The sequence below is a fragment of the Oscillospiraceae bacterium genome (assembly GCA_031265355.1).
Lineage (GTDB): Bacteria > Bacillota > Clostridia > Oscillospirales > UBA929 > JAIRTA01.
The window spans coordinates 86,377-103,754 of sequence record JAISCT010000060.1 but is presented as its reverse complement, the minus strand read 5'-3'; the positions used below and the strand labels follow the sequence as shown (position 1 = coordinate 103,754).

16 protein-coding genes are annotated in these 17,378 nt (G+C 63.6%); 3 read left to right on the top strand and 13 right to left on the bottom strand.

Going from position 1 to position 17,378, the window contains the following annotated elements; all coding sequences use genetic code 11:
* Positions 1-218: 218 nt before the first annotated feature.
* From LBK75_09365 to LBK75_09310, 12 genes are all read right to left on the bottom strand, one after another.
* A complete protein-coding gene (locus LBK75_09365) occupies positions 219-2,093 on the bottom strand; it encodes a M20/M25/M40 family metallo-hydrolase (GenBank protein MDR1158490.1) in 1,875 nt (624 codons plus the stop codon).
* A 281-nt stretch (positions 2,094-2,374) separates the two neighbouring features.
* A complete protein-coding gene (gene argF / locus LBK75_09360) occupies positions 2,375-3,289 on the bottom strand; it encodes an ornithine carbamoyltransferase (protein MDR1158489.1) in 915 nt (304 codons plus the stop codon).
* A gap of 52 nt (positions 3,290-3,341) precedes the next feature.
* Positions 3,342-4,523 (bottom strand): aspartate aminotransferase family protein, encoded by a 1,182-nt coding sequence (locus tag LBK75_09355; protein ID MDR1158488.1) that lies wholly within the window; start codon positions 4,521-4,523, stop codon positions 3,342-3,344.
* Positions 4,524-4,535: 12 nt separating this feature from the next.
* Entirely contained in the window at positions 4,536-5,390 is an 855-nt protein-coding gene (gene argB, locus LBK75_09350; protein MDR1158487.1) for an acetylglutamate kinase, read from the bottom strand.
* Positions 5,391-5,519: 129 nt separating this feature from the next.
* Positions 5,520-6,740 (bottom strand): bifunctional glutamate N-acetyltransferase/amino-acid acetyltransferase ArgJ, encoded by a 1,221-nt coding sequence (gene argJ / locus LBK75_09345; GenBank protein ID MDR1158486.1) that lies wholly within the window; start codon positions 6,738-6,740, stop codon positions 5,520-5,522.
* A gap of 111 nt (positions 6,741-6,851) precedes the next feature.
* Positions 6,852-7,829: an N-acetyl-gamma-glutamyl-phosphate reductase gene (argC, locus tag LBK75_09340; protein ID MDR1158485.1), complete on the bottom strand. Its 978-nt coding sequence runs from the start codon at positions 7,827-7,829 to the stop codon at positions 6,852-6,854.
* Complete coding sequence (gene argH, locus LBK75_09335) at positions 7,826-9,298, bottom strand: argininosuccinate lyase (protein ID MDR1158484.1); 1,473 nt, start codon at positions 9,296-9,298, stop codon at positions 7,826-7,828. Before argH ends, argC begins: the two co-directional genes overlap by 4 nt.
* Positions 9,295-10,506, bottom strand: a complete 1,212-nt coding sequence (locus tag LBK75_09330) for an argininosuccinate synthase (GenBank protein MDR1158483.1) — start codon at positions 10,504-10,506, stop codon at positions 9,295-9,297. The genes argH and LBK75_09330 overlap by 4 nt, the downstream gene beginning before the upstream one ends.
* A gap of 448 nt (positions 10,507-10,954) precedes the next feature.
* Positions 10,955-11,407, bottom strand: coding sequence for a hypothetical protein (locus LBK75_09325; GenBank protein ID MDR1158482.1), 453 nt, complete (start codon positions 11,405-11,407; stop codon positions 10,955-10,957).
* A gap of 152 nt (positions 11,408-11,559) precedes the next feature.
* A complete protein-coding gene (locus tag LBK75_09320; GenBank protein MDR1158481.1) occupies positions 11,560-11,895 on the bottom strand; it encodes a hypothetical protein in 336 nt (111 codons plus the stop codon).
* 162 nt (positions 11,896-12,057) lie between these two features.
* Positions 12,058-12,738: a radical SAM protein gene (locus LBK75_09315; protein ID MDR1158480.1), complete on the bottom strand. Its 681-nt coding sequence runs from the start codon at positions 12,736-12,738 to the stop codon at positions 12,058-12,060.
* Positions 12,735-13,409, bottom strand: a complete 675-nt coding sequence (locus LBK75_09310) for a queuosine precursor transporter (GenBank protein ID MDR1158479.1) — start codon at positions 13,407-13,409, stop codon at positions 12,735-12,737. The genes LBK75_09315 and LBK75_09310 overlap by 4 nt, the downstream gene beginning before the upstream one ends.
* A 181-nt stretch (positions 13,410-13,590) precedes the next feature.
* On the opposite strand from LBK75_09310, the gene rsmI reads away from it, so the two are divergent.
* Positions 13,591-14,433 (top strand): 16S rRNA (cytidine(1402)-2'-O)-methyltransferase, encoded by an 843-nt coding sequence (gene rsmI / locus LBK75_09305; GenBank protein ID MDR1158478.1) that lies wholly within the window; start codon positions 13,591-13,593, stop codon positions 14,431-14,433.
* Between the two features lie 12 nt (positions 14,434-14,445).
* On the opposite strand, the gene acpP is transcribed toward rsmI, so the two are convergent.
* Positions 14,446-14,679 (bottom strand): acyl carrier protein, encoded by a 234-nt coding sequence (gene acpP, locus LBK75_09300; protein ID MDR1158477.1) that lies wholly within the window; start codon positions 14,677-14,679, stop codon positions 14,446-14,448.
* A gap of 226 nt (positions 14,680-14,905) precedes the next feature.
* Between acpP and thiI the strand changes: the two genes are divergently transcribed.
* A complete protein-coding gene (thiI, locus tag LBK75_09295; GenBank protein MDR1158476.1) occupies positions 14,906-16,150 on the top strand; it encodes a tRNA 4-thiouridine(8) synthase ThiI in 1,245 nt (414 codons plus the stop codon).
* Entirely contained in the window at positions 16,140-17,378 is a 1,239-nt protein-coding gene (locus tag LBK75_09290; GenBank protein MDR1158475.1) for a competence/damage-inducible protein A, read from the top strand. The genes thiI and LBK75_09290 overlap by 11 nt, the downstream gene beginning before the upstream one ends.

The window sequence follows — 17,378 nt, the reverse complement described above, 5'->3', positions numbered from 1 at the left end:
CTAAATATTTAAACTTTTTGCAAATATCTCTTGCATCTCGTCCACCGATTTGGTATAATAACGTCGAAAGAGGGGCACAAGGGCGGGCGCGGACCGCGCCTGCCAGGCCCACGGCGGTCTTAACCGCGTACACAAAAACACCCCCCGCGGACTGGAATGTCTTCCGTCCGGGCGGGTGTTTTTACTGTGGGCGTTTTCTTTTCGTCATCAAAACGTCGTCACAGTGTCTCCGCGTCGGTCAGGGGTGCAAACGGCGCTGTGGTCCACAGGAACGCTTTTGCGCGATGCTCTTCCGGCAAGTCGGTTTCCAGTGTGAACCAGCGCGACGTCCCCGCTGCCAGCGCGTCGCTTTCGTCGCGTATCTCAACGAGCCTCCCCGCCTTGTCATAAAGGGCAATCAGGGCCGTCCAGCCAATCCGATCTTCGCCGCTGTTCACAACGGTGAACCCTGCTTTTGCCTTCCCGTTTTCCTTCTTGAGCGTGACGTCGTCCGCGGTGGACGCCTCCGCGCTGTTGTAAAGTGACAGAGCAAAGACACTGGCCAGAATTTCCGCCCGCTCAACGCTGTAGTTGCCGGTGAAATTTTCGTCTTTCACTTCGAATGGGTCGCCGGGCCAGTCGTATCTGTCGCCCACGACGTGGTAGTTGTACTCGGTCACCCCGCCGTCGTCGGTGCGCCAGAAGGCGTACACCTGTGGGATACCTTCGTTGGCCGGGACGCCCGCGTTGGCGCCGGTGATGCTGGCGTGGTCGGAGCAGTTTCCGTAATACTCCCGCTTGACGATGAGATCGGTGCCAGCCTCCTTCTTCCACCAGTCGCCCCATTGGCCGTCGGAATACGCCCAATATCTGGCCGCTTGCGCTTCGAAGAGCTCGCCCGCTGTGCTGATGATTGGCGCGTTGCCGTTGGCGGTGTCCCTGTAAGGAGTGTGGATGGTCAGCTGTGTATTGTTTTTCTGCGAGGTCGCGGCCATGTCCAGATTGAAATAGGCGATGAAATTCCGGTAGTAATCGTTCGGGGCCAATGTGTTGCTATAGAAATACCGGGAACCCCGGGTGCCCGCTTCCTCCGCGCCCCAGAACGCGAAGAGGATGTTGTACCTGGTGGGGACGTCTTTGATCGCTTTCGCGATGCCCAGAATCGAAGCGGGACCCGACAGATTGTCATTGGCGCCGACGGCGCCGAAGACGCTGTCGAGATGACCGCCGATGAGTACGAACTTATCGGTGGGCTGAACCGCTTTTTTGATGGCGATCACGTTCTGGGTGGTGGTGCTTCTCCTGTTGACCACTGTCACGCTGGTGCTGTGGACCTCGCCGTGGTGGGTGAGCGTCTCCAGAATCGACTGCCCGTCAAAGTACGAGGTGAGGAGCACGGGGATGTGGATCTCGGCGCCGGAGGTCGGCGCGGCGAAGACCGATTCGCCGGAGGTCTTGCCGTTGGCGTTCACCGTGTATTTGCTGTAGAAAAACACAACTGCGAGGGCGCCCTTGGTCTCAAGTTCGCGGACGTCGGGCGCGAAGGCACCCGTGTTTCTGTGGGTGAGGACGATCTTTCCGTCGATCAGCGCAGCGTCGGCGGCCACAGCCTCCGCCACCGTGGGGAAATACACCGTGTCACCCGTGACCGAGGGACTTTCGTAGCCTTTGTAGACGCTGTTGCCGCTCCAAGCGGGGGCGTTGGCGGGGTATTCATGGCCTTCCACCGTAACGGATCCCCCGATGCGGGAGACGATGCTTGTGTCGTTTTCGATGGTCTGGAAGTAGTCGTCGACCCCGTCGGCGCCTGTGGCATGAAGCCATGGCTCCAGACCGAGCTTCGCGAACTCGTCCGCCAGATACTCGGCCCTGCGTCTTTCCGCGGGGTTGCCCGCATAGCCGATCCCGATCTCGTCGGATATGTATTTGACATGACCGTACACATAGTCGTAATCGATCGATTCGATCAGGGCGGTTTCACCGACGTCGAAGACGTCGTTCCTCTGTACCGGCGCCGCATACGCGCCGCCGGAGACGGCGAGACTCAGCGTAAGCAGCAGACACAGCGGATAGAGTCCCGCTCGTCTCATACGCGTGTTTGTAAAAATCTTCATGATGCTACCTCCCAATGATAAAAATGACGGCGCCGGCCCAACCGGCCCGCCTCATTAAACACATTAAACATATATATTTAATATGTTTAATGTGTATCCACCGTATCACATAAAATTTGGTTTGTCAAGGGAGACGGAGAAAATTTTTTACCCCTCGTTCCCCCCAAAAAACAGGAATTGGCGCCGCCGCGTCTTGTAGAAACTACAAAACACAGCAGCGCCAACGTCTCCGCGCCTCAGCGCCCCGATCCAACCCCCGTATTGTTGAAAAACGCAGTTTTTCAACAAGGATGAAGTAGCAGCGTCAGCACGGCTTTTTGGGCGTGGAGACGGTTTTCGGCCTCGTCAAAGATACTGTCGGCGTGCGCCTCAAAGACGGCGGCGGTGATCTCCTCGCCCCGATGGGCGGGGAGACAGTGCAGCACGATGGCGTGCGGGGCGCACAGCGCCATGATGTCGTCGTTCACCTGAAAACCGACAAACGCCTGCCGGCGGGCGGCGGCCTCGGCCTCCTGGCCCATGCTGGCCCAGACGTCCGTCGCCACAACGTCCGCGCCCCGGGCGGCCTCTCGCGGATCGCGAAGCAGCCGGAACCGGTCGCCAAATGCCCGGGCGAACATCAGCACCTCCGGCGCGGGATCGTAGCCGGCCGGCACGGCGAGAGACACCGACATCCCCGCCGTGAGCGCCCCGACGGTCAGTGAGTTGCACATGTTGTTGCCGTCCCCGATGTAGCAGAGCGTCACGCCCGCGAGAGCGCTCAGCCGCTCCCGCACGGTCATCAGGTCGGCTAGCACCTGGCAGGGATGGGCCAGATCGGTCAGTCCGTTGATGACGGGAATGGAAGCGTAGCGGGCCAGATCCTCCACCTCACGCTGGGCAAAGGTGCGGATCATGATGCCGTCCAGGTAACGGGAGAGCACGCGCGCCGTGTCCTCCACCGGTTCTCCGCGCCCGATCTGCAGGTCGTTCGAGGAGAGAAACAGCGCCTGCCCGCCGAGTTGGTACATACCGGTCTCAAACGAGACCCGGGTGCGGGTGGAGGCCTTCTCGAAGATCATGCCCAGCGTCTTGCCCTCGAGGTGCCGGTGCGCCCGTCCGTGGCGCAGATCGTACTTCATCTGGTCGGCCAAATCTAAGATGCCGGTGACATCCTCCTTCGTGAGGTCGTGCATCCGCAGCAGGTCCTTTTTCATGGTGTCCCCCTCCTCGCCGGTACGCTAAAATCCGGCGCGCATTTTGTAAACGTTATTTACTAACACCGCCTAAAGTGGTATGGAAGATCGAGAGACCGGCGGCGATATCGTCATCGCCGATGACAAGCGGAGGCAGCAGCCGCAGGGCATCCTGCCCGGCGGTGAGGACGACGAGCCCTGCGCGCAGCAATCTCTCCGCCCAGTCGCGGGGCGCCTCGCCCGACGCCAGGGCCACGCCGATCATGAGGCCCGCGCCGCGCGTACCAGTCACGCGCGGCAGTCCCATCTCCGCAATGGTTTGCCGGAGGGCCGCCCCCTTGGCCTTGATGCCGGGCAGCACCGGCGTCAGGATGTCCAGCGTGGCCAGCGCTGCCGCGCAGCACAGCGGCGTGCCTCCGAAGGTCGTCGCGTGGTCGCCGGGACCCAGCGTGTCCGCCGCGCGCGCGCCGGTCAGAAAGCCGCCGAACGGCAATCCGCCGGCGATCCCCTTGGCGAAGGTTACGACGTCGGGCTCAACCCCCAGCGACTGGAAGGCGAACCAGTCTCCGGTACGGCCGATGCCGGTCTGCACCTCGTCGCAGAGGAGCAGCCAATCTCGCTCGCGGCAGAGCGCCGCCACCTGCCGGACATAACCGCCGTCCAGCGGCCACACGCCGCCTTCGCCCTGCACGGGCTCCAGCAATACGGCGCACACATCGTCCGGCTGTGCCGCCAAGGCCTCAAAATCGCCCGGCGGCACGTGCCTGAACCCCGCGGTAAACGGGCCGAAATGCCGGTGAAATGCCGTCTGCCCCGTGGCGGCCAGCGTCGTGACCGTGCGCCCGTGAAAAGAACCGGAGAGCGTTACCACGGTGGAGCGGTCCGGCCCGTAGCGGTCGTGGCTGTACTTGCGGGCCACTTTGATCGCGCCCTCGTTGGCTTCCGCACCCGAGTTTGCGAAAAAGACGCCGCGCAGGCCGGAAAGTGCCGTGAGGCGCGCCGCCAGACGCCCGCCGGGCTCGCTGTAATAGAGGTTTGACACGTGTGTCAGCGTGGCGGCCTGGCGCGCCACGGCCTCGACCCAGACGGGGTGCGCGTGCCCCACTGCGTTCACGCCGATGCCGGAGGCAAAGTCGATGTACGCGCGGTCCGCCGCGTCGTACAGACGGCAGCCCACCCCGCGCACAAACGCCACGGGAAAGCGCCCGTATGTGGGGAGCACATGCGCCGCGTAGGTCTCAAATATCTGCTGCATCGTCTCACACCTTTATTTCAAAATCATCGTGCCGACGCCCTCGTCGGAGAGCATTTCAATCAAAATGGAATGCGGAATGCGGCCGTCGAGGATGTGGGTGCGCCGTACGCCGGCGCGCAACGCCTCAACGCAGCAGGAGACCTTTGGAATCATCCCGCCCCGGACGACGCCGCTCTTGAGCAGCGGCGGCACCTCCGACAGCGTCACCATGGGGATCAGCGTGGTCTCGTCCTCCGGGACGCGCATGAGCCCGCGTACGTCGGTCAGCAAAATGAGCTTTTCCGCCGCGAGGCGGGCCGCGAGGCGGGCCGCCGCCGTGTCGGCGTTGATGTTGTAGACGGCGCCCGGTGCCGCGCCGCCGGCCACGGTGGAAACGACGGGAATATAGCCATTGTCCAGCGCCGTAATCAGCGGCGCTGGGTCGATGTTCTCAAGCTCGCCGACGAGGCCATAGTCTCCGTCGAGCCGCCGGGCGGTCAGCAGCCGCCCGTCCAGGCCGGACAGGCCCAGCGCCCGGCCGCCCAGCTCGCCGATGAGCTGGGTGAGCGCCTTGTTTACCTTGCCGCACAGCACCATCTGGACGACCTCCATCGTCTCCTCGTCGGTGTGGCGCAGGCCGTTGATGAAGCGCGGCTCCTTGCCGATCTTGGTGAGCATCTCCTTGATCTCCGGACCGCCGCCGTGCACGACGACGACGCGGATCCCCACGAGGGAGAGGAGCACGATGTCGCTGATGACGGCGCGTCGGAGCGCGTCCTCCAGCATGGCGCTGCCACCGTACTTGATCACCACGGTCTTCTTGTTGTATTTTTGGATGTAGGGCAGCGCCTCCGACAGCAGCCGCGCCTTGTCGACATTCGAGAGCATGGAGTCCATCCTTTCGGGACGCGTCCGGCCCGCGGGTCAAACGCGCTCGATTTCGCCTTTGAGATCAATGGTTCAGGGTGATGGGGCAGGGGGCGCGTCGGCGTGCGTTAAGAGCTGTTTCACAGAGCTTTATGTCCGATAGTCGCCGTTGATTCGCACGTAGTCGTAGCTGAGATCACAGCCGTAGGCCTCCGCGCCGCAGCCGCCCGCGCCGCAGCCGACCTCAAGAGTGACCTCCTCCTGAGAGAGGATCTCCTTGGCCAGCGATTCGTCGAAGGGCAGCCCCTCGCCGCCGCGGCAGACGACAACCCGGCCGGCCGTCGACAAAAACGCCACCTCCACGGCCTCCGGGCGCAGGGGCGCCCCTGCGTAGCCCAGCGCGCACAACACGCGGCCCCAGTTCGCGTCGGCGCCAAACAGCGCCGTCTTGACGAGCGACGAGGTGATCACCGCCTTTGCGAGGGTCTCGGCGTCCGCCTCGCTGTCGGCGCCGTGCACGCGGCAGACCAGCAGGCGGGTGGCTCCCTCGCCGTCCCGGGCGATGGCGCGTGCCATCGTCAGGTTGACGGCGTCGAGCGCCTCCAAAAACAGCGCGAAGCGTGAGTCGTCCGGGCTCTCGATCGGCGGGTGCCCCGCCGCGCCGGAGGCCAGGACGGCCGTCATGTCGTTGGTGGAGGTGTCCCCGTCCACGCTGACGCGGTTGTAGGTGCGGCGCACGGAGTCGGCCAGCGCGGCGCGCAGAGGTCCGGGTGCGATGGCGCAGTCGGTGGTGAGGAAGGCCAACATCGTCGCCATGTTGGGGTGGATCATACCGGAGCCCTTGGCCATGCCGCCCACCGTAACGGGCCGGCCGTCGATCTCTGTGGTGACGGCGGTTTCCTTGGGTCGCGTGTCGGTGGTCATGATGGCGAGCGCGGCGTCAGTACCGCCTGCCCGGGAGAGCGCGCCGGCCAGCGCCGGCAGGGCGCCCTCGATGGCCTCGATGGGCAGCGGCACGCCGATGACACCGGTGGAATTGACGATGATATCCGTCTCGCACAGGCCGAGAGCGGCGGCGGCGGCGGCGCAGGCGCGGCGTGCGTTTTCAAGCCCGTCGGGGGCGCAGGCGTTGGCACAGCCGCTGTTGGCCAGGATGGCGCGGGCCCGCCCGTCGGCCAGATGTGCCCGCGTCACGGCGATCGGCGCCGCCTGAACGCGGTTGGTCGTGTAGACCGCGGCGGCGGCGCAGCCGCGGTCAGCCAGCACCAGCGCGAGGTCCGGTTTGGTTTGATTCCGGCGGATGCCGCAGTGGAGACCCGCCGCCATGAAACCGGGGGCCGCCGTCACCCCGCCGGGGACAACCTGGAACATAAGCTATCAGCTCCATTTTCCTGGATACTAATGTGGGTTGCACCTGCAACCCACAACCCAAATTCTTGTTTTTTGTTGCCGCTTCGCGGCAACAAGGTACTAAACTGGATGTTACATAAGACCTGTGTCCTCGGGCAGGCCGCAGGCGATGTTCATGCACTGCACCGCCGCGCCCGAGGCGCCCTTGCCCAGATTGTCGAGCCGGGCCGCCACAAGTGTCTGCGTCTCGTGACCGAACACGAAGAGTTCCAGCAGGTTCGTGCCGTTCAGGGCCGTAGGATCGAGAAAGCCCGCCTCCAGCGCGTCCGCCGCACCCAGGGGCGGCACGCGGACGAAACGGCTGTGTGCGTAATGGCTGGACAAAAGCTCCCACACGGCGCGGGTCCCGCCGGGCCGTGTGAGCTGGTGGGCCCACAGCGGTACGGACACCAGCATCCCCCGCGCCATGTCGCCCACCACCGGGTAAAAGTGCGGCGGGCGGTCGAGGCCGCATACGGACTGCATCTCCGGCAGGTGTTTGTGTGTCAGCCCCAACGCGTAGGGGCGCGGTGCGCGCAACGCGTCGTCGGGCGTCCGCCCGGTTTCATAACGGGCGATCAACACCTTTCCGCCGCCGGAGTAGCCCGTGAGGGAAGTGCAGGTGAGAGGCGTGCCGGGCGGCAGCAGGCCGCAGGCGACCAACGGATATACGACGGCCGCGAAGCCGGTGGCGTGGCAGCCGGGAACCGCGATGCGCTTTGCCTGCCCCAGGGCGGCCCGGTGCAGAGGAGAGAGTTCCGGCAGACCGTAAGTCCAGCCGGGCGCCGTCCGGTGCGCGGTGGAGGCGTCGATGATCCAGGTGTCCGGGTTTGTCACCAGGCGCACCGCCTCCCGCGCCGCGTCGTCCGGCAGGCACAAAAAGACGACGTCCGCGCTGTCAAACAGTGCCTGCCGAGATTTTGCGTCGCGGCGCCGGTCTGAGGAGACGGTCAGCAGTTCGACGCCTGGGTGCGCGCGCAGCCGGGTCCCCAGCTGCAGCCCGGTGGTCCCCGCCTGCCCGTCGATGAAGACGCGGATCGCCGCCCTGCGGCGGCTCTGCGCGGCGCTCATAGGGTCTTCCCACTGCCGGCGCGCGGCACGCTTGAGAAATTCCTGTGAGCCCGGTGAAAGGCGCGCAGGGCCTCGATGTGCGCGCACACCTGCGCCGCCGCCGGGCCGCCGGGGACATTTCGGGCCGCCACGCAGGCGTCCAGCGCGAGCGCGTCGTACACGTCCGCGTCGAAGTGCTCCGAGACGGAGTGAAATTCTTCCAGCGTCAGCCCTTCTAAATCCTTGCCCCGGACGAGGCACAGCCGCACCAGGCGCCCGACGATCCCGTACGCCTCGCGGAAGGGCAACCCGCGCCGCACCAGGTAGTCCGCGCAGTCGGTGGCGTTGAGGAATCCGGAGGCCGCGGCCCGCCGCATGGCCTCGGGCCGGAAGGTGAGTGTGGCCAGCATGGGCGCGAACACCGAGAGACACTGCCGGGCGGTGTCCACCGCGTCAAAGACGGGCTCCTTGTCCTCCTGCATATCCTTGTTGTAAGCGAGCGGCAGCGCCTTCATGACGGTGAGCAGCGCGATAAGATCGCCGTAGACCCGGCCGGTCTTACCGCGCACCAGCTCGGCGACGTCCGGATTCTTCTTCTGCGGCATGATCGACGAGCCGGTTGAGTAGGCGTCGTCCAGCTCGGCGAAGCCGAATTCCCACGAACACCAGAGGATAACCTCCTCCGCGAGCCGCGAGAGATGCATCATAAGAATGGACAGCACGGCGCACAGCTCAATGCAGAAGTCCCGGTCGCCCACGGCGTCCAGGCTGTTGGGCGTGACGTCCGCGAAGCCGAGGTCCCGCGCCGTCCGTGCCCGGTCGATTGGATAGGTTGTGGCGGCCAGCGCGCCGGCGCCCAGTGGGCAGACGTCCATGCGCCGGTGACAGTCCTCCAGCCGCGTCACGTCCCGCGAGAGCATCTCGGCGTATGCCGTCAATGCGTGTGCCAGCGTGATAGGCTGCGCGCGCTGCAGGTGGGTGTAGCCGGGCATCACCGTGCCGACGTGCGCTTCGGCGAGGGTCGCCAGCGTGTCCTGCAGCGCGAGGGTCAGGCCATGAAGCGCGCAGATCTGCTTTTTGAGGTACAGTCTGAGGTCGAGCGCCACCTGGTCGTTGCGGGAGCGAGCGGTATGCAGGCGGCGGCCGGCGTCGCCGAGACGCGCGGTGAGGAGCTGCTCGACGTTCATATGGATGTCCTCGGCCTCGGGCGTCAGCGTCACGCGGCCCTCCTCGATGTCTGTCAGCAGACGGCCCAGTTCCGCGATGACGGCCTCGGCGTCCTCCGGCGGGATGATGCCCTGCGCGCCCAGCATGGCCGCGTGGGCGACGCTGCCCTCGATGTCCTCCCGATACAGGCGGGCATCGAAGGAGAGAGAGGCGTTGAAGTCCCCCACGAGGGCGTCGGTGTCCTTCTGAAAACGCCCGGCCCACAATTTCCCGGCGGCGCCTGTGTACCGGTGCGGCGTGGTGCGGTTCGATGTGTTCTTCATGTCGGTGGATTCTCCCGTTTTAGCGCCCCGACCCGGACAGGCAGACCAAAGAGGCGGATGAAGCCCTCCGCGTCCTTCTGATTGTAAGCGCTTTCGCCGAAAGAGGCGAGCTCTTGGTCATAGAGGGAGTGGGGCGAAGTGATCCCCGCGAGGGTGATGTTGCCCTTGTAGAGTTTCAGACGCACCGCGCCGGTCACAGTCTCCTGGGTCTTGGCGACGAAGGCGGAAAGCGCCTCCCGCAGCGGGGTGAACCACTGGCCGTAGTAGACGAGCTCGGCGAATTTTATCGCCAGACGTTGTTTCGTGTGCAGGGTGTCGCGGTCCAGCGTGAGGGTTTCGAGGGCTTCGTGGGCGCGGTAGAGGATTGTGCCGCCGGGCGTCTCGTACACGCCGCGGGACTTCATGCCCACCAGGCGGTTTTCCACGATGTCGACGAGGCCGACGCCGTGCGCGCCGCCCAGCGCGTTCAGTTTCTGAATGAGGGTCACGGTGTCCAGCGTCTCGCCGTTTAAACTGACCGGGCGGCCCTGTGTGAAGCCGACGGACACGTACACGGGCGTATCGGGCGCTTTCTCCGGTGTCACGCCAAGTTCAAGAATCTTGTCGTACAGCGGTTCCGAGGCCGGGTCCTCCAGATCGAGGCCTTCGTGGGACAGATGCCACAGGTTTTTGTCCTTGGAATAGTTGGTCTCCCGCGTGATGGGCAGTGGGATGCCGCGCGCCTCGGCGTAGGCGATCTCATCTTCCCGCGAGCGCAGGTCCCACTCCCGCCACGGGGCGATGATCGTCATATGCGGGGCCAGGGCCTGGATCGTCAACTCGAAGCGCACCTGGTCGTTGCCCTTACCGGTGCAGCCGTGGGCGATGGCGTCCGCGCCCTCGCGCAGCGCGATCTCCACAATGCGCTTGGCGATGACGGGGCGGGCAAATGAGGTGCCCAGCAGGTAGCGCCCCTCGTAGACCGCGCCGGCCTGGAGGGTGGGGATGATGTACTCGTCCGCAAACGTCTGCCGCAGATCCTCGATGAAGCAGGCGGACGCCCCGGTCCGCTTGGCCTTTGCCTCCAATCCGTCGAGTTCCGCGCCCTGCCCCACATCGGCGGCCACCGCGATGACTTCGCAGCCGTAATTTTCCTTCAGCCAGGGGATGATGATCGAGGTGTCCAGCCCCCCCGAGTAGGCCAGCACCGCCTTGCGTACCTGTTTCATACCGCGCCTCCTGTTCAATGGTATGGGATTATGATAACACGGACTGAATAAATATGCAACTAGTTTTTGCACCAACAGGAAGGGAAAATCCTTAAAATGAGTGCGAAAATTATGGAGAAAATCACGAAAAATGGCGACCGAGATAAGGCTGAGAGGGAAAGGATGAATTTTGAATATAATGAATATATATTCAAAATGGAACATAAAGCCCTGCAGTATCCCCACATTGCCTATCGATACACCGGAGGAGATTCTGTAGACTGCGTTCCACGATGCCGAGGTCGTTTTTTGGGCGTCGCTTGAAAAATAAAATTTGCTGAGGATACCACTCCGACATCTTTGGTACCAGCGTGTGGATTCTGGGGAAGGATCGAACATGAGAAAATCGCTCAACTCCTTAGGAGGTGAGCGACGCCTTCTTTCTCAACGTAGGGGCTTGTGTAAAATTTTAGTGTTCTCCCTTTTTTGACAACTTGACAACTTCATCCAGCGGTAGCCCTGTTGCCGCCGCCACCTGTTCGGGCGGCGTGCTGAAGGCAATCATGTTCTTAGCAACTTTGTATATACCAATCTCAATGCCTTCCTCGCGCCCTTCCTTACGCCCTTCCTCAACGCCTTTCTCGAACCCTTCTTCGCGCCAAACCACTATGGCGTCGTCGAGCTTAAATTCCGTAAATAGCATGTTCCTCACCTCGGATGATAGATTGTTCAAAAAACCCGTCAGTATACTGCTCGAAACGCAGTCGTCCACAGCCTTTTTTATCGCTTCTTCAAGCGGCAAACCTGTGGCTTGGTAGTGCCGCACACGCTCAATGAATACCGCGTATCCGTTTAACGATTCGCTGCGCTCTACGATCTCCCGGTTGTGCCCAGTGTTGACGTTGTAGACTGTCACTTCCAATTCCAGCAGACCGCCATTTTGTCCGGTTCGCCGAACAGCAACGTAAAAACACTGTCTTTGTACTTTTTGTTCGCGCCCATCGTGCCACCTCTTTGTTTATAGCATACCACGCCACACCCCATTTCGCAAGTTCTTCGAAAATAATTTTTGTCTCAAAATTTGCAGGGATATGGAATATTTTGATAAATAATATTATGACGACGGAACAAGGGCAAGTCCTGCCCGAGCTCTCTTATCTTGTTCTTTGCTTTGTTGCGAGCGACGCCTCCAAGGTATGCTTTGATTTTATCAGGTTTGACTTTATCGGCGTTTGACCAGAACGCGAGGAATACATCGGAGGTGACTTCCTCAACATCAGATACTGTCATTATACTTCCGATGATGTTATAGACAATGGTATTGATGTATGCGGTATAGCGGTCAATGAACCACGCAAGCGCCGCTTCGTCTTTTTTCTGCAACGCACGAAGCGCGTTTTGTTCATCCACCGCTGTCACCTCTGCTTTCTTTCTTGACGGCCGTCACCTATAATATCGCAAAAAGCTGACTTTGGGTTTCATATTCACGGAATAATTTTCGCTTTTTCTTTTCGTGGTCATGCGCGCCAGCTGTGCTCTCGACACAAGAGGAGTGCCATTTTATGCCCCGCGCTAGCCCACGCCCAGGTCGGTGTTGTGTGTCAGCACCTCGCAGTTGGGGAGCGCACGCACATGGGGAGCGAGATGGGTCAGGAACCAGTCCGTCAGAGCCTCATCGCGCCGTATCGGCGTTGTATTTGGGCAGAACACGTTGACGCTCACGTGGTCGAAGAGGCGCGCCGCGCAGGCGATGTCGCGGGCGACGCCGGCGCGCGTCTGGCCCTCCACGCCGACGAGAAGACACACGCCGTCGAAATGCGCGCGCACCGTTTCCGGCGATACGTCCGGGATGCCTTTGTGCATCCGGTGGCGGAAGGCGGGGTCGAAGCTCTCAAGCCCGGTCCGGAAACGGACCGTCACCCCGGAGAATTGATCCCGGATCTCCTGCAGCCGCGGCGCATAGGCGTAGTGCGCCTCGGCCCAGAGCGTGTGGATCCGCCGCTCGGTAAGCATGCGGCCCAGAAGCGCCATCGTCCGCGCGTCGAGCTCGTGAATCGAACCTGAGTTGACGACGTCCAGCACGCCGCGCACGCCCGTCACCCGCGCCAGCACCGGGCGGTTGTCCGGAAAGGGGTCGGCGGCGGCGTCGTTGTCGTAGTCGCAAAACAGACACCGTTTGTGAAAACAGCCTGTCCCGCGCAGCAGGACCACCTCGCGCGGGAACTTGCCCGCGACGTCCGCATACCGATTCATCGCGCGCCGTACCGCTTCTGCAAAAAACGGATCGACGCGTACGCCAGCGGCGTGCCGGCCAACGCCTCGACGGCCAGCTTCAGCACATACTGGGCCGCCGTCAGAGAGAAGAGATCCGCGGCCGGCACGGTGCCGTAAAACGCGGCGAACACAAAGAGCACGGTGTCGAACAGATAGCCGACGGCCGAGCTTCCGATGGTCCGGAGCCACAGACGGCGCCCGCCGGTCCAGCGTTTGATCTTGTCCATGAAAAACGCGTTCGAGAGCTCGCCGCCGAGAAAACCGAGCAGCGACGCCAGCACGATCCGCGGCACGTAGACAAACACCCGGGCATACGCGTCCGCCATCTCCCGCGCGTAGGCGGGCGACGGCAGCAGCGTGCCCAGCGCCGTGGCGCCGACGAACATCAAGTTGCAGGCGAAAGTCAGCCAGATCACTTGCCGGGCGGTCCGAAACCCCCAGATCTCCGTCAGAACGTCGCCCACCATGTAGGCGAGCGGGAAGGTGATCGTGCCCGCGTCAAACAGGGAGAGACCGGCCACGGAGACAATCTTGACGGCCATGACGTTGGCGGTCAGGTAAGAAGCGATCATCAGCCCGGCAATCACCACCAGCGGGGAGAACCCCCCGGGGCCCTGCCCGGCACGGTTTTCTATGTTTGAAGCGGACAAATGCGGGCACCCCCTTCGGGTATGGAGTATCAATTTAACATATCACATCCCCGGCCGGGAAGAGAAGCCCCGCAACACTGCATACGGGGGTTGTCAAATTCGGCCGGATCGGATATGATAAAGCGATAGACGTAGCGAAATGACGCGGCAGCAGATACGCGGGATACATGGAGAGATGCGCATGGCGGGTACTTTATATGTGGTCCCCACGCCGATCGGGCATCTGGGGGACCTGACCGAGCGGGCCAGGACGGTGCTGGGGGAGGCGGATTTCATCGCGGCCGAGGACACCCGTGTGACCCTCAAGCTGCTCAACCATCTGGGGCTCAAAAAACCGCTGGTCAGTTATTACGAACACAACCGCCGGGAGAGCGGCGCGCGCATTGCCGCGCGCATCGCGGCAGGGGAGACGGCCGCACTGGTCACGGACGCCGGCACGCCGGCCATCAGCGACCCAGGCGAGGACCTCGTGGCGCTGTGCGCCGGACAGGGGATCCCCGTCGTGGCCCTGCCCGGGCCCTGCGCGCTCGTCACGGCTCTCTCCGTCTCTGGGCTTCCCTCCGGGCGCTTCTGCTTTGAGGGCTTTCTTGCGATGAATAAAAAGAGCCGCCGGGCGCACCTGGCGGCTCTGCGGACGGAAACCCGCACAATGATCTTTTACGAGGCCCCCCACAAACTGCCTCACACGCTGACGGACCTGCTTGAGACACTGGGGGACCGGCGCACAGCCGTGTGCCGCGAGCTGACAAAGCGGCACGAGGAAGTGTGGCGCACCACACTGGGTGCGGCGGCGGCCCATTACGCCGAACACGCGCCCCGCGGGGAATTTGCACTGGTGGTCGAGGGTACGCCGGAAGCACCGCCGCCGCCCTCCCTGGCGGATGCGGTCGCTCGGGCGAAAGAAGATCTGGCCGGCGGCAGCAGCCTCCGCGATGCCGCACGCCGCGCCGCCGGACGGACGGGACTGCCCCGCAGCGCCGTATACGCCGCGCTCGTCAAAGACGAACGCGCGGACAAGGGCTGAGGGCGGCGCCCATCACAGCTTTTCGTCGATGTAGCGGGCTACGTCTCCGACCGTTTTGAAGGTCCGGACGTCGTCTTCATCGATCGTCACGCCGAACTCCTCCTCTACGGACATCATAAGTTCCACAACATCCAGAGAATCCGCGCCCAGATCCTCCGCGATATCTGTGGTGGCTGAGATTTTGTCCTCATCGATGTCGAGCTGGGCCGCCAGGATGGCGCGGATCTTTTCCGCAGTCGTGCTCATGGTCTCACTCCTATTCGATATTGCCCTTTCCAAAGTATAACCCGCCGAAGTGGTAAATTTCAAGAAAAATTTTCACGATTTTTCAAAAAGTGCGGCGCACCCCTCGTAAAAGAGGCAAAGTTTTCCGTCTCGGGATTGCGCGCGAAAGGCAGAGCCAGTATAATATATACAAGCAGGCGGCCAATATGCACGTCGGCGGACCGCCGGCCGAAGGGGAGAATACAGCCTGAAAGAGATCATTTTGCTCAAGATGGGGGAACTCGTGCTCAAAGGGCTCAACCGGGCTCGCTTTGAACGAAGCTTGCTCGACAATGCGTCGCGGCGCCTGCGGCCGCTCGGCCTGTTTGCCTTGGAGGCCCGTCAGTCCACCGTCATGGTGGCCCCGCAGCGTGGCGACGCGGACATGGACGCCGCCTTTGCGGCCTGTGCGGAAGTGTTCGGCGTCGCGGCGTTGACCCGTGCGGCGGAGTCGCCGAAGGAGATGGACGCCATCATCCGCACGGCGCTCGCCTACTTGGACGCGCCGCTGCGGCGTGTGCGCAGTTTCAAGGTGGAGGCCCGGCGGGCGGATAAGCGCTTCCCGCTCACCTCGCCCGACATCGCGCGGGCGGTGGGCGGCGCGTTGCATGGCGCCCATCCGGACCTGACGGTGAACGTCGAAGCGCCCGAACTGCTCGTGATGGTGGAGGTCCGCGACACGGCGGCCTACATACACGCGGGGGCTCGACCCGGCGCGGGCGGGCTGCCGCTGGGCGTGGGGGGTAAGGCGGTCTGCCTGCTCTCCGGGGGCATCGACAGCCCCGTGGCCGTTTACATGACGGCCAAGCGGGGGGTGGTGCCGGTGCTTGTCCACTTCTATAGCTATCCGTACACCTCACCCGAGGCACGCGACAAAGTCGTCACGCTCGCGCGGCTGCTGGCCGACCGGTGCGGCGCCGCGCTGACACTGTGCCTGGTGCCGTTCACGGCGGTCCAGGAGGCCATTCGCCGTCACTGTCCGGAGGCGTACAGCACGCTCATTCTCCGGCGGACCATGATGGCCGCGGCGGAGCGGGTGGCGCAGCGCGCCGGCGCGCCGGGGCTCGTCACCGGCGAGAGCCTGGGACAGGTGGCCTCCCAGACGCTGGAGTCCCTGGGGGTGACGGGCGCCGGACTGGCGCTGCCTGTGTTGCGGCCGCTCATTGGGCTCGACAAGGAGGAGATCGTCATGCGGGCTCGCCGCATCGGTACGTACGACGTCTCGGTGCTGCCCTTCGAGGACTGCTGCACGGTCTTTACGCCCCGGCACCCCAAGACCAAACCGCGCCTGCCGGATGTTCTCGCGGCGGAGGCGGCGCTCCCCCGCGAGGCGCTTCTCGAGGCCGCGCTGGCCCAGGCCGAGTGGCGGCGATTGGGGGACGAAACGAGCAAGAACCCGTCCGAATCCGCTCGGCCGCGTCCGGGTCAAGGGGAGGATGTACATGGTTGTTGAGCTCATCGCCGTCGGTACGGAGCTGCTGCTGGGCAACACCGCGAACACCGACGCGCAGGACTTGTCTCAGGAACTCAGCGAGTTGGGTCTGCATGTTTATTTTCACACGGTGGTGGGCGACAACCCGGGGCGGCTGACGCAGGCGTTGCAGATCGCGAAGGAGCGCTCCGATATCCTGATTACCACGGGCGGCCTTGGCCCCACCTACGACGACTTGACAAAGGAGACCATCGCCGCCTGTTTCGGTCGGAAGCTCGTGCGGCACGAGGAGATCTGGACGCGCATCCGGACCTATTTCGACGGCGTCCGCCGGCCGCTCACGCCCAACAACGAGCGGCAGGCCTATTTGCCGGAGGGCTGCGTCATCTTCCAAAACGACTGGGGCACGGCGCCGGGCTGCGCGTTTGAGACCGGAGGTAAACACGTGCTGATGCTGCCCGGCCCGCCGCGGGAGTGTCTCTCGATGTTCAGGCATTGCGCCCGGTTATATTTGGAAAAATTTTCCAAAGAAAGCATCGTCTCTCGCCAGGTGCGTATCTTTGGCATGGGGGAGGCGGCGGTGGAAGACAAACTGCGCGCGTATATGGAGCGGCAGGAGAATCCGACTGTCGCGCCCTATGCGAAGGAGGGCGAGGTCATGCTGCGGGTAACGGCTCGGGCGGCCACGTCGGAAGCGGCGCGCGCCATGACGGAGCCGGTGGTCGGGGAGATCTGCCGGGTGCTCGGCGACGTGGTCTACGGCGTGGACGTCGATTCGTTGGAGGCGCGCGTCTCAGCGCTGCTGCGCGAGCAGGGGAAAACGCTGGCGCTGGCGGAGTCCTGCACCGGCGGGCTCATCGCCGGCCGTCTGACGGAGATCCCGGGGGCGTCACAGGTCTTTCGGGGCGGGGCAGTGGCCTACAGCAACGCCGCCAAGGCGGCGTTGCTCGGCGTATCCGAGCGGCTGCTTGGGCTGTACGGCGCGGTCTCCGAGCCGGTGGCCCTTGCGATGGCGCGCGGCGCGCTCGTCCAGATGAACGCCGACGTCGCGGCGGCGGTGACAGGCCTCGCCGGTCCGGACGGCGACGGGAGCGGCACGGCGCCCGGGACGGTTTGCCTGGCGTTGGCCGCCCGAGACGCGGAGCCCGTCACCCGCACGCTGCTGCTCGGCACCGACCGGCGCCGCGTGCGCGTGGCCGCGTCGGGCCACGCGCTGGACATGGTACGCCGGCACCTGCTCGGTCTGTGA